This window comes from Streptomyces sp. NPDC090119 (genome assembly GCF_044747085.1).
Taxonomy (GTDB): domain Bacteria; phylum Actinomycetota; class Actinomycetes; order Streptomycetales; family Streptomycetaceae; genus Streptomyces.
The window spans coordinates 325850-339193 of sequence record NZ_JBIVDK010000001.1; the positions used below are offsets into that span (position 1 = coordinate 325850).

General features: G+C 71.3%; 8 protein-coding genes. 3 read left to right on the plus strand and 5 right to left on the minus strand.

Annotated elements, in window-relative coordinates; genetic code table 11:
• Positions 1-5 precede the first annotated feature (5 nt).
• From ACIPPM_RS01450 to ACIPPM_RS01460, 3 genes are all read left to right on the plus strand, one after another.
• Positions 6-2876 carry a stealth conserved region 3 domain-containing protein gene (locus ACIPPM_RS01450; RefSeq protein WP_401441877.1) on the plus strand — a complete coding sequence of 957 codons (2871 nt, stop codon included), beginning with the start codon at positions 6-8 and terminating at the stop codon, positions 2874-2876.
• A gap of 65 nt (positions 2877-2941) precedes the next feature.
• A complete protein-coding gene (locus tag ACIPPM_RS01455) occupies positions 2942-4882 on the plus strand; it encodes a PIG-L family deacetylase (RefSeq protein ID WP_401441878.1) in 1941 nt (646 codons plus the stop codon).
• 169 nt (positions 4883-5051) lie between these two features.
• Positions 5052-6440, plus strand: a complete 1389-nt coding sequence (locus tag ACIPPM_RS01460) for a hypothetical protein (RefSeq protein WP_401441879.1) — start codon at positions 5052-5054, stop codon at positions 6438-6440.
• Positions 6441-6650: 210 nt separating this feature from the next.
• Here ACIPPM_RS01460 and ACIPPM_RS01465 read toward each other — a convergent pair whose 3' ends face one another.
• From ACIPPM_RS01465 to ACIPPM_RS01485, 5 genes are all read right to left on the minus strand, one after another.
• Entirely contained in the window at positions 6651-8780 is a 2130-nt protein-coding gene (locus tag ACIPPM_RS01465) for a 3-hydroxyacyl-CoA dehydrogenase NAD-binding domain-containing protein (protein ID WP_401441880.1), read from the minus strand.
• Positions 8777-9994, minus strand: a complete 1218-nt coding sequence (locus ACIPPM_RS01470) for a thiolase family protein (RefSeq protein WP_401441881.1) — start codon at positions 9992-9994, stop codon at positions 8777-8779. The genes ACIPPM_RS01465 and ACIPPM_RS01470 overlap by 4 nt, the downstream gene beginning before the upstream one ends.
• A gap of 150 nt (positions 9995-10144) precedes the next feature.
• On the minus strand, positions 10145-11431 hold the full coding sequence (locus ACIPPM_RS01475; RefSeq protein ID WP_401441882.1) for an HRDC domain-containing protein: 1287 nt from the start codon (positions 11429-11431) through the stop codon (positions 10145-10147).
• Positions 11432-11649: 218 nt separating this feature from the next.
• Positions 11650-12315 carry a response regulator transcription factor gene (locus tag ACIPPM_RS01480; protein ID WP_031181634.1) on the minus strand — a complete coding sequence of 222 codons (666 nt, stop codon included), beginning with the start codon at positions 12313-12315 and terminating at the stop codon, positions 11650-11652.
• A 307-nt stretch (positions 12316-12622) separates the two neighbouring features.
• Complete coding sequence (locus ACIPPM_RS01485) at positions 12623-13306, minus strand: DUF3000 domain-containing protein (protein WP_401441883.1); 684 nt, start codon at positions 13304-13306, stop codon at positions 12623-12625.
• Positions 13307-13344: the final 38 nt, after the last annotated feature.

The window sequence follows — 13344 nt, forward strand, 5'->3', positions numbered from 1 at the left end:
GACAGATGAAGATCACGTTCCTGCTGACCACGGCCGACGCCGTCGGTGGTACCGAACGCGCGGTGTTCAACCAGGCGTCCGAGCTCGCGGCGCGCCACGACGTGCGCGTGCTCAGCGTCTTCAAGAGCAGACCCGAGCAGTTCTTCACCCCGGACACCAGGGTCCGCGTCGACTACCTCGTCGACCTGACCTCCACGCCTCCCCGGCCGCTTCGTGACACCCCGGTCGAGGACTCGGTGTGGGCCGGTCTCGCGGCCCAGCCGAGCCAGGTGGTCGAGCGTCCCTGGGAGCCGGTGTTCAACCGGCTGTCGGACCTCGAGCTGGGCTTGGCTCTCCAGGACACCGACACCGACATCCTCATCAGCACTACTCCCGCGCTGATGGCACTGGCCGTCCGCTACGCCCCCGCGCACGTCGTCACCGTCCACCAGGAGCACCGGGTCTCGGAGCTGCGCGGCCCCACCGGGGAGCCCCTGCGCCGCTACGCGGCCCAGCTCGACGCCCTGGCCGTGCTCAGCGAACGCACCCTCGAATGGTTCGCCGAGACCCTGGGCGATGCCGCGCCGCGCCTGGAGGTCGTTCCCAACGCCCTGCCCAGTGGCTTCCGGCCGCGCTCGACGCTGCGCACCCGCACGGTGGTGATCGCCGGTCGGCTGGTCGCCGAGAAGCAGATCGACCACGCCATCACGGCCTGGGCGACGGTCGCCCGGCACCACCCCGACTGGCAGCTGAGGATCTTCGGCGACGGACCGCTCAGCGGCGCCCTGCGCCGCCAGATCGACATGCTCGGACTGCACGACTGTGTCCAGCTGAACAGCAACTCCCGCCATCTCGCGGAGGAGTGGGCCAAGGCCAGCATCGCCACCCTGACTTCGCGCAGCGAGGCGTTCGGCCTGGTGCTCGCCGAGGCGCACGCCGCCGGTGTGCCGGTCGTCTCCTACGACTCGCCCAACGGACCGCGTGAGGTCGTGATCGAGGGGGAGACCGGCCTCCTCGTCCCGCCCGGCGACACCGACGCCCTCGCCTCCGCCCTGATGCTGCTCATCGAGGACACCGAACTGCGGCTGCGCATGGGCGCCGCGGCCCTGGACTCGGTGGACCGCTTCGCGCCCGCCACGGTCACCGCCCAGTGGGAGCGCATCTTCCACGAGCTCGTCGCCGAACGGGACAGTGGCAGGCGCGCCGCCGTCAAGGCCGAACGCCAGGCCGTGCATGCCCACCGCAGCGGTCCCGACGGCATCCTGCCGTCCGCGGCCCCGACCCCCGCCACCATGGTGCGCTCGGCCGAGCAGCAGGCCGCGGAGGAGCGGCTGCTCCAGCGGGACGACCTCGTCAAGGACGGCGGGCAGGTGTGCCGACTGCTGGACTGGGAGTCGCCCTGGGATGTCGTCCAGAAGAATCTCGCCCTGGCGGTGAATGCCCTCGAAGCCGCGGGCATCCCCCATCTCGTCGTACGTGACCAGATGATCCGGCACACGGTCGCCGTGCACGCCGGGTACCGGGACGCCGTGTTCAAGGCGCTGGTGAGCACCCATGCGGGGGAGGCCGTGTACGCCGGGGTCCTGAACGAGGGGCAGAAGACGGTCGCCACCGTCCTCGCCGGACTGGTCGCCCCGTACGCGTCGCCGACCGTCTCCGGCGTCCGCGTCCACCAGAATCTGGTCTCACCTTCGCGCACGCTGCGCCTCGGCGCCGTGTACGGCTGCACGATCTCGTTCTGGGAGACCGACCCCGAGGACCCGGCGTGGCTGCAGAGCCCCACCCGGACGCTCATCGGCGACCGGGTGCCGGGAAAGGCCCTGCGCCGCAGGGCACTTCCCCTCGCGGGCCGCGCCTACCCGAGCATCGAGCCGTTCACCCGGACGCTGCACGGAGACATCACCTTCCCCGTCGACGCCGTCTACACCTGGGTCAACGGGGGCGACGTGGAGTGGCTGGAGCGCAAGAGTGCCGCCCTCGCGGCACTCGGTCTGGACACGGAGGACTCGGCGACGAGCGCGGCCCGGTTCCGGGACCGTGACGAACTGCGCTACTCCCTGCGGTCCATCGACATGTACGCCCCCTGGATCCGCAACATCTACATCGTCACCGACCGACAGGTTCCCCACTGGCTCGACGTCGGCCACCCGCGGGTCCGCGTCGTGGACCACACGGAGATCTTCGGCGACCGGGGCACGCTGCCGACGTACAACTCCCACGCCATCGAGAGCCAGTTGCACCACATCGAGGGGCTGGCCGAGCACGTCCTGTACTTCAACGACGACATGTTCATCGGGCGCACCGTGCGACCCGACCTGTTCTTCCTCGGCAACGGCCAGGCCAAGCACTTCATGTCACCGACCTCCATACCGATGGCCCCGGTCTCGGCGGAGGACGAGTTCAACATCGCGGGTGCCAAGAACAACAGGGAGCTGATCGAGCGGGACTTCGGCCAGACCCTGGTCAACGGCTTCCTGCACGCGCCGTACCCGCTGCGGCGCAGTGTTCTTGAGGACATCGCGGAGCACTACCACGAGGAGTCGGCCGCGACCGCCACCCACCAGCTGCGCAGTCACGACGACATCTCGATCCCCTCGTCCCTGCACCACTACTACGCCTACCACACCCTGCGCAGCGTGCCCGGCAGCATCTCCTGCGGCTTCGTCAACGTAGGCCTGACCGAGCACAAGCCCCGGCTCAGCCGCCTCCTCGCGGTGCGGCCGCACGACGTGTTCTGCCTGAACGACTACCACGACGGCGACATCACCGCGGACGAACAGGACGCGATCCTCGCCGCCTTCCTGCCCAGCTACTTCCCGGTGCCGAGCCAGTTCGAGACCGGATCGACACGCAACGAGCGCGCCCGGCTCGGCTATCTGCCCGGCTGGCCGATGTGAACACCCCGAGTCCCGTCACCGGGAGGAGCGACAACGTGAACACCCCCGCGTCGACACTGCAGGTCATGGCGCATCCGGACGACGACCTGTTCTTCGTGAACCCCGCCATCCTCCAGGGGCTGAAGAACGGCACCCGCACCACGACCGTCTACCTGACGAGCGGGGACTCCGACGGGCGCAACCCCCGGCCCTGGCAGTCGGATCCGGTGACCGAGGACCGGGCGGCCTACGGAAAGGCCCGGCAGAACGGGATCAAGGCCGCCTACGCGGCGATGGCGCTGGGCGACCGCACCACACCGTGGAAGCCCATGACCCTGACCACGGCGGAGGGCGCGGTGGCGGAGGTCTTCTCGCTGGACGGCGCGCCCTGGGTGACCCTGATCTTCCTCAACATCCGGCAGCACGGGACCCCCGTAGGACTCCCCCGGAGCCTGCACGTGCTGTGGCGCGAGGAGACCGAGCGGGTTCCCACGCTGGTGCTCAGCGACGGGCTGGTCCAGGAACAGCACTGGTACACCCGGACCGGCCTGGTCCAGACCCTCGTCCAGATCATGGACATCGTCCGTCCCACCGTGATCCGCAGCCTGGACCCGGACCCCGACCGCCTCGTGCACGACGAGCGGTTCCCGCAGCGCCACGACTACGGCGATCTGGCCGACCACTGCGACCACACCGCGGCCGCCCTCTTCACCTGGCTCGCCCTGGACCGCTACCAGGGGCCCGCTGAGGGGCGGACGTTCACGGTGGAGGCCTTCCGCGGGTACTACAACGAGCGCTGGCCGCACAACCTCGGCGTCCGGGCCGTCGCCCAGAAGGAGCTGTTCCTCAACCTCTACGCGGCGGCCGACGGCTACGACTGCGGTGATCCGGCGGGCAGCGGGGACTACTCGGTCGGGCTGGCCGCCCGGATGACCGGGTGGGTGCAGAGCACGAACCCGCGGTATCCCGGTGGCACCAACTGGCTGCAGGCCGACCGATCCGGGCGGCTCACCGCCTTCGCCGTGGTCAACCAGCAGGCCGCGGTGTGGCTGGAGACGCAGCCCGGCACCGGTCAGTGGCGGGGTCCTTTTTTCCTCGGCGGCGGACCGCTCGCCCCGGGCCTCGCGGTCTGCCTCACGCCCGACGGGCGCTGGCAGATCTTCGCCGAGCGGCTGTCCCGCCTCGCGGCGGACGACGCGCACACGCGGGAGATCGTGCTGCTCGAACAGACCGAGCCCGGTGGCGGGTTCGGCACCTGGACCAGCCTCGGCAACCCCTCCGCCGGGGCACCGCACCGCGACCGGCACCTCGGTACGCCCGTCGCGGTCCGGGACGGCGCGGGCCGGGTGCACCTCTTCGCGCGCAACGCCGGACAGGGACTGCAGACCCGCGTCGTGATGCCTGACGGCACCTGGAGCGGCTGGACCGACCTGCGTGGGCACGAGCTGCAGGAAGGACTCACGGCGGTCGCCGCGGCCGGGGGCCGGGTCGACGTGTTCGGTGCCAGTCGCGAGGCCGTGTTCCGCTGGGGACACCGGTCTCTGAGCGAACCGCTCGTCCGCGCCCCGCGCTTCCGGCTCGCGCCGTCCGCAGGTCCGGTGACCGCCGTGCTGCAGCCCAGCGGCCGGGTCATGGTCGCATACCGGGAGCCCGACACGGGGAACGTGCTCGTCGCCCAGGAGGACGCCCCCGGGGGCAACTGGGCGGAGCCCGCGAAGTCGGTGGGAGGCCGGGGCGGCTACGGCGCCGTGGCGCTGGCCGCGGGACCGTCCGAGCAGGCGGGCACGCTCGTGGCGTGCCGCAGTGACCTCGGCGGCGTCGCCCACCGCTTCCTGCCCGGCGACCAGCCCTGGCGAGAACTGTCCACAGAGGCACTGGGCGGCGCCTTCGTCGGCGCCCCAGCGGCCGCGTTCGACGTGCGGGGCCGCGCCGTGATCGCGGTGATCGGTGCCGACGCCCGGCTGGCCACCGCTCACCAGGCGGAACCCGGCGCACCTGAGTTCGACGACTGGACGATCGTCGGCTGACCGGAACGCGCACGGGGCTGCCGCGTGATGCCGGATCGGGGTGGACCGGCGTGCGCGGTGCGTACGGCAGCGGCCGCCGACGGCCCGGAGCCGTCGGCGGCGTCCTGGGCCGGGTGAACGGGCCGGACACAGGCGGCTGCTGGAGACATCAGGAAGATATGGGGAACACATGAGGAAGATCTGCATCATCGGAAACTCGGTCGCCGCCCCGCGGTCCGAGGAGGAGGCACCGCTCGCCGGCTGGGGGCAGTATCTCGGCGAGTTCCTCGCGGAGGGACAGGAGGTGCGCAACTACGCCCGGGACGCCATGACCCTGCGCGGCTACTTCACCGAGCGGCTGGCCGCGCTCCTCAGCCTCGTCGGCACCGGAGACCTGGTGCTCATCGCCTTCGGCAGCGTCGAGCAGCGCATCAACCAGCTCAACCGGCACCACGGGCCGCGCGAGTACATGGAGTACATGCGCCTGTACGTGGAGGCCATCCGGGGCGAGGGGGCCATCCCGGTGCTGGTCACCGCGACGGCTCGCTGTGCCTTCGACGAGGCCGGCAACGTGGTGGACACCAACGACGCCTACCCCGAGCTCACCCGCAAGGCGGCGGTGGAGACGGGTGCCGTACTGGTCGACATGCACGCCTTCACCGCCAATCTGCTCGCACAGCTGGGGCCCCAGCGCGCGCGTCGGATCTTCCGGTGGCTGGACCCGGGCGAGCACCCGAACCACCCCGACGGCATCATCGACTCCACCCACTTCAACGACATGGGAGCCCGTGAAGTGGCCCGGCGGCTGGCCGAGTGCCTCGCCCACACTCCCGGGTTGCCCCAGGGCCTGATCGACCCGCAGCGGCTGGAACCGGGCATGGTTCCCCCGGTGCTCACCGAATTCACCGTGAAGCGGCCCGAGCTGGCCCTCACCATGGCGCCGAGCCTCCCCGCCGCGCCCGTTTTCGACTCGCCCGCGGACGGACAGATCGTCGGCGCCTCCCGCAAGCTGACCGGCAAGGCACCGGCCGGGACCCGCTACGTCCTCTTCTACGAAGCGGGTCGCTACCTCGGGGGGACCGCCGTCTCCGCCTCGGGCACCTGGCAGTGGCGCCGGGTCGTCAACTGGTCCGCCGGGCCGCACAAGGTCGAGGTGCTCGGAATCTCGGGCAACGAGGTCTCCACGACCTCCGCGGTGGAGTTCGAGGTTCTCGACCGCCTCGACCCTCCGCAGGTCGTGGAGCCGAGGTCCGATGCCTGGTCCGGTCCGCGCCCCCGCTTCTCCGGTACTGCGCCGCGCGGTGTGCACAAGGTGATGGTCCTCGAACAGGGACGGCTCATCGCCGAGGCCCCCGTCCAGGAGGACGGAACCTGGCGCGTCTCCCACGCCCACGACTGGCGCCCGGGCACGTACGCGGTCGAGTTCGTGTCGGTGTTCAGCGCCATCCACTCCGCCCCCGCCCCGCTGACCCTGCGCGTGCACGGCATCCCCGAGGACAGCTGGCTGCACGCGTCACTGTCCTCCCGTGAACCCTGTTCCGGTACCTGCGAGCACTACCCGGCGATGCCCGTCTGGTGAACCGCGGCGCGGAAGAGGGCCCCGCCGGAGCTCGGAAGGCGGGGCGGGGCGGCTCGTCCAGGAACGCGATGGCCCCCACGCAAGACGCTCGGCTGGGATGTCCCAGCCGAGCGTCTCGCGTGATGTGGTCAACACCTAGAACCACGCGGTGCCGCGCCGCCCCCTGGAACCCAGGGAGCGGAGGCCCTCTTCACATGTGTCGTAAGGCCGTTACGCCGGAACCGACGCCACACCCTGCTCCAGGAACCGCTTGCCGTTCACCCGCTCGGAGACACCCTCACGGTCCAGGTACGGCGTGAGGCCGCCCAGGTGGAAGGGCCAGCCCGCGCCGGTGATCAGGCAGAGGTCGATGTCCTGGGCCTCGGCGACGACGCCCTCGTCCAGCATGAGGCCGATCTCCTGGGCCACCGCGTCCAGGACGCGGTCGCGGACCTGCTCCTCGGTGAGGACGGTGTCGCCCTGCTGGAGAAGCGCGGCGACCTCGGGGTCCAGCTCCGGCTTGCCGCTGTCGTAGACGTAGAAGCCGCGCTTGCCCGCCTCGACGACCCGCTTCAGGTTCGGGGAGACCGTGAAGCGGTCCGGGAAGGCCCGGTTGAGGGTCTCCGAGACGTGCAGGCCGATCGCCGGGCCGACCAGCTCCAGCAGCACCAGCGGAGACATCGGCAGGCCGAGCGGCTCGACGGCCTTCTCCGCGACCTCGACCGGGGTGCCCTCGTCGATGACGTTCTGGATCTCGCCCATGAAGCGGGTCAGGATGCGGTTGACGACGAACGCCGGGGCGTCCTTCGTCAGCACCGCGGTCTTCTTCAGCTTCTTGGCCACACCGAACGCGGTCGCGAGCGACGCGTCGTCGGTCTGCTCGCCGCGCACGATCTCCAACAGCGGCAGGATCGCGACCGGGTTGAAGAAGTGGAAGCCGACGACCCGCTCGGGGTGCTTCAGCTTCGACGCCATCTCCGACACCGACAGCGAGGAGGTGTTGGTGGCGAGGATCGCGTGCGCCGGGGCGACCGCCTCGACCTCCGCGAACACCTTCTGCTTGACGCCCATCTCCTCGAACACGGCCTCGATGATGAAGTCCGCGTCCGCGAAGCCCTCGGCCTTGTCCAGGACACCGGTCACCAGCGCCTTGAGGCGGTTGGCCTTGTCCTGGTTGATCCGGCGCTTGCCGAGCAGCTTGTCGATCTCGGCGTGGACGTAACCGACACCCTTGTCGACGCGCTCCTGGTCGATGTCGGTCAGCACGACCGGCACCTCCAGGCGGCGCAGGAAGAGCAGCGCGAGCTGGGAGGCCATCAGACCGGCGCCCACGACACCGACCTTGGTGACCGGACGGGCCAGCGCCTTGTCCGGGGCACCTGCGGGACGCTTGCCGCGCTTCTGCACCAGGTTGAACGCGTAGATGCCGGACCGCAGTTCGCCACCCATGATCAGGTCGGCGAGGGCCTGATCCTCGGCGTCGAAGCCCTTCTGCAGGTCGCCGTCCTTGGCGCCCTCGATGATCTCCAGCGCGCGGTAGGCGGCCGGGGCCGCGCCGTGCACCTTGGAGTCCGCGACGAAGCGGCCCTTGGCGACGGCCTGGTCCCACGCCTCGCCCCGGTCGATCGCCGGACGCTCGACGGTGACGTCGCCCTTGAGGACCTGCGCGGTCCACAGCAGCGACTGCTCCAGGAAGTCGGCACCCTCGAACAGCGCGTCGGCGATGCCGAGTTCGAAGACCTGCTTGCCCTTGAGCTGGCGGTTCTGATTGAGGCTGTTCTCGATGATGACCTGGACGGCCTTCTCGGCGCCGATCAGGTTCGGCAGCAGCGCGCAGCCGCCCCAGCCGGGTACCAGGCCGAGGAAGACCTCGGGCAGCGAGAACGCCGGGATCGCCTTGGAGACGGTCCGGTAGGAGCAGTGCAGGCCGACCTCGACGCCGCCGCCCATCGCCGCGCCGTTGTAGTAGGCGAAGGTCGGGACCGCGAGGCCGGAGAGGCGCTTGAAGACCTCGTGGCCGCCCTTGCCGATGGCGAGCGCGTCCTCGTGCCGCTTCAGCAGCTCGACACCCTTGAGGTCGGCGCCGACCGCGAAGATGAACGGCTTACCGGTGATGCCGACGCCGACGACGGAGCCGTCGGCGGCCTCCTTCTCGACCTGGTCGATCGCGGCGTCCAGGTTCGCCAGCGAAGCGGGGCCGAAGGTGGTCGGCTTGGTGTGGTCCAGGCCGTTGTCCAGCGTGATCAGCGCGAACTTGCCCGCGTTGAAGGGCAGTTCGAAGTGCCGTACGTGGGCCTGGGTGACGACCTCGCCGGGGAACAGCTCGGCGGCACCCTTCAGCAGCTCGGTGGTGTTGCTCACTTCTCCCCCTCGAAGTTCGGGTTCTCCCAGATGACCGTCGCGCCCATGCCGAAGCCGACGCACATCGTCGTCAGGCCGTAGCGGACCTCCGGGTGGTCCTCGAACTGGCGGGCCAGCTGGGTCATCAGCCGGACGCCGGAGGAGGCCAGCGGGTGGCCGAACGCGATGGCGCCGCCGTACTGGTTGACGCGGCTGTCGTCGTCCGCGATGCCGTAGTGCTCCAGGAACGCGAGGACCTGGACGGCGAACGCCTCGTTGATCTCGAACAGGCCGATGTCGGAGATCGACAGACCGGCCTGGGCGAGGGCCTTCTCGGTGGCCGGGATCGGGCCGTAGCCCATCACCTCGGGCTCGACGCCCGCGAAGGCGTAGGAGACCAGGCGCATCTTGACCGGCAGGTCGTGCTCGCGGGCGAAGTCCTCGGACGCGATGATCGACGCGGTGGCGCCGTCGTTCAGACCGGCCGCGTTGCCCGCGGTGACCCGGCCGTGCACGCGGAACGGGGTCTTGAGACCGCTGAGGTTCTCCAGCGTGGTGCCGGGGCGCATCGGCTCGTCGGCGGTGACCAGGCCCCAGCCCGTCTCACCGGCCGCCTCGTCGGTGCGGCGCACCGAGATCGGCACCAGGTCCTGCTGGATCTTGCCGTCGGCGTACGCCTTGGCGGCCTTCTCCTGCGAGCGGACCGCGTACTCGTCGGCGCGCTGCTTGGTGATCGTGGGGTAGCGGTCGTGCAGGTTCTCGGCGGTCATGCCCATGAACAGCGCCGACTCGTCGACCAGCTTCTCGGAGACGAAGCGCGGGTTGGGGTCCACGCCCTCGCCCATCGGGTGGCGGCCCATGTGCTCGACACCGCCCGCGATGGCCACGTCGTACGCGCCGAAGGCGACCGAGCCGGAGACGGCGGTCACGGCGGTCAGCGCGCCCGCGCACATGCGGTCGATGGAGTAACCGGGCACCGACTGCGGCAGGCCCGCGAGGATGCCCGCGGTGCGGCCGAGGGTCAGGCCCTGGTCGCCGATCTGGGTGGTCGCGGCGATGGCGACCTCGTCGATCTTCTTCGGGTCCAGACCGGGGTTGCGGCGCAGCAGCTCCCGGATCGCCTTCACGACCAGGTCGTCGGCGCGGGTCTCGTGATAGATGCCCTTCGGGCCCGCCTTGCCGAACGGGGTGCGGACGCCGTCGACGAAGACGACGTCCTTGACGGTACGAGGCACGATGGCTCTCCTCCAGGGTGCGGGACGCTGAGCGCTTGCTTAAGCCCCATGCTACTTATGAGTAACGTAGCTGCACAGTCCCACCCCGGCGAGCGGCGAACGTCACACCGGGTCCCGGCCGACCGGACGGATCTTGGCGCGAAATCGCCCCTACTCCGGCTTGGCCGACAACACCGCGACCAGCACCGGCGCGACCTGCTCCACCTGCCACGCGCGGGCGCCGAACCCGGCGAGCGCGGCGGCCACGGTCCGCTCGTCGGCCGGGGCCGGGGGCTCCCAGCAGATCCGGCGCACGGTGTCGGGGGAGATCAGGTTCTCCTGCGGCATCTCCAGCCGCTCCGCCAGCGCCGACACCCCGGCACGGGCGGCCGACAGCCGGGCCGCGGCGGCCGGGTCCTTGTCCGACCAGGCGCGGGGCGGCGGCGGGCCGGTGAGCTGCTGGCCCTGCTGCGGCAGCGCCGACTCCGGCAGCGCCTTCGCCCGGTCCACCGCCGCCTGCCACTGCTCCAGCTGGCGACGGTTCGTGCGATGCCCGAAGCCGTTCAGCGCGGCCAGCGCGTGCACGTTGGCCGGAACCGCGAGCGCCGCCTCCACGATCGCCGCGTCACCGAGCACCTTGCCGGGCGAGACGTCCCGGCGCTGCGCGATCCGGTCCCGCGCCTCCCACAGCTCCTTGACCACGGCGAGCTGCCGACGCCTGCGCACCTTGTGCATCCCGGAGGTGCGGCGCCACGGGTCCTTGCGGGGCTCGGCGGGCGGCGCGGCCGCGATCGCGGCGAACTCCTCCAGCGCCCACTCCAGCTTGCCCTGCCGCTGCAGCTCCTTCTCCAGGGCGTCGCGCAGGTCGATCAGCAGCTCCACGTCGAGCGCCGCGTACCGCAGCCACGGCTCGGGCAGCGGGCGGGTGGACCAGTCGACGGCGGAGTGGCCCTTCTCCAGCACGAAGCCGAGCACGTTCTCCACCATCGCGCCGAGTCCGACGCGGGGGAATCCGGCGAGCCGCCCGGCCAGCTCGGTGTCGAACAGGCTGGTGGGCACCATGCCTATCTCGCGGAGGCAGGGCAGGTCCTGGGTGGCGGCGTGCAGCACCCACTCGACACCGGCCAGCGCGTCGCCGAGGCCGGAGAGGTCGGGGCAGGCCACCGGGTCGATCAGGGCGGAACCCGCGCCCTCGCGGCGCAGCTGCACCAGATAGGCCCGCTGGCCGTACCGGTAACCGGAAGCGCGTTCGGCGTCCACGGCGACGGGGCCGGTCCCCGCGGCGAACGCGGCGATGGCCTCGGCGAGGGCCGCCGCGTCCGCGATGACCGGCGGAATCCCCTCGCGGGGTTCGAGCAGGGGGGTGGGCGCCGCCGCCTCAGCAGGTCCCGCGTCCGGGGGCGTACCCCCGGTGTCGCGCCGGGAACTGTCGCTTGCGGTCTCTTGGGCGTCCGTCACATGCCAAGGGTATCCGCATGCCCGCGCCGCTGGCCTGCACGTTCGACCGACATCCCCACTGACCGGCCAAAACGCGCCGCACGCGGGCGCACACCGCGCGGCGCACGGCGCACTCGGCACGGCGCACACGCCGGTGCCCGTCGGCGGAACGTTCCGCCGACGGGCACCGGGGGTCAGGAGGGCGCGGATTGGGGGCTGGGGGGGGCTGGGGGAGTGGGCTAGTGGATGATGCCGGTGCGCAGGGCCACCGCGACCATGCCGGCGCGGTCGCCCGTGCCGAGCTTGCGCGCGATGCGGGCCAGGTGGCTCTTGACGGTCAGGGCGGACAGGCCCATGGAGACGCCGATCGCCTTGTTCGACTGGCCCTCCGCGACGAGGCGGAGCACCTCGACCTCGCGGCCGGACAGTTCGCGGTAGCCGCCGGGGTGGCTCGGGGCACCCGGCGGACGACGGTGCCCCATACGGGCCGCGGCGGAGCCGATGGGGGCGGCGCCGGGGCGGGTGGGCAGGCCGATGTTGGTACGGGTGCCGGTGACGACGTAGCCCTTCACGCCCCCGGCGAGGGCGTTGCGGACGGCGCCGATGTCATCGGCGGCGGACAGGGCCAGCCCGTTGGGCCAGCCCGCGGCGCGGGTCTCGGACAGCAGGGTGAGACCGGAGCCGTCGGGCAGGTGGACGTCCGCGACACAGATGTCGCGAGGGTTGCCGATGCGGGGACGAGCCTCCGCGACGGACGAGGCCTCGATCACGTCACGCACACCGAGCGCCCACAGATGGCGGGTCACGGTGGAACGGACGCGGGGGTCGGCCACGACCACCATGGCGGTCGGCTTGTTCGGGCGGTAGGCGACCAGGCTTGCGGGCTGCTCGAGGAGAACGGACACCAGGCCTCCTGGGTGGGGGGACGGGGGCCGGCTTGTGGGGAAGAAGCCGGGGGGAACCGTGCTTTCAAGGTCACAGTCGTCTTCGGCAGCAAACCCGTCCGCCTTTAGAGAATGATCACGATCTAGTGAGTCACAATCTGTGCAATTCGGACACGCGATCGATCATCCGAAGATCGAATCGGCTCCGGGGTGAGGCGATTCGAGTGCGGAAAGTGGCCGTATCGACAAAGTGATGGTTCGGGAAGTGATCACAAAGCAGCGCCCCGCCGATCCGGCGGGGCGCTGAGAAGATGATCTGTTCGTGCGGCTATCGGGACTGCGGACCCCTGCGCTGCGGCAGCGTCACCACCGAGGCGTCGCCCGGCGCGGCCGGGGGCAGCCCGCCGACCTGGGCCAGCAGATCGCACCACGAGGCGAGATGCGCCGCGGTGTCCGGCACCCCGCCCCGGCCCTCCAGCGGCGTCCAGGAGGCGCGGATCTCGATCTGCGAGGCGGCGGGCCGCTCCGACAGCCCGCCGAAGTAGTGCGAGCTGGCGCGGGTCACCGTGCCGCTCGGCTCCCCATAGGTGAGTCCGCGCGACTGGAGCGCCCCGGTCAGCCAGGACCAGCACACCTCCGGCAGCAGCGGATCGGCGGCCATCTCGGCCTCCAGCTCCGCCCGCACCAGCGTCACCAGCCGGAACGTCCCGCGCCAGGCGTCGTGCCCGGCCGGGTCGTGCAGCAGCACCAGCCGTCCGTCGGCCAGCTCCTGCTCGCCCTCGAGGACCACCGCCTCCAGCGCGTGCGCGTAGGGCGCGAGCCGCTGCGGGGCGGGCGTCGACTCCACCTCCACCTGCGGCCGCAGCCGCGCGCTCCGCAGCGCCTCCACCGCGCTGCTGAAGGCAGGGGGAACCCCGGGCACCCCGGCCCCCTCTCTCTCCTCCGTCTGCGTGTCCTTCACGTCGTCCATTCCGCCGGTGCCGTCCGACGATCGTCCCTGAGCCGCAGCCATGCGGGGAAGAGTAAGGGGAAGCGGGCCTTCGCGCAGGG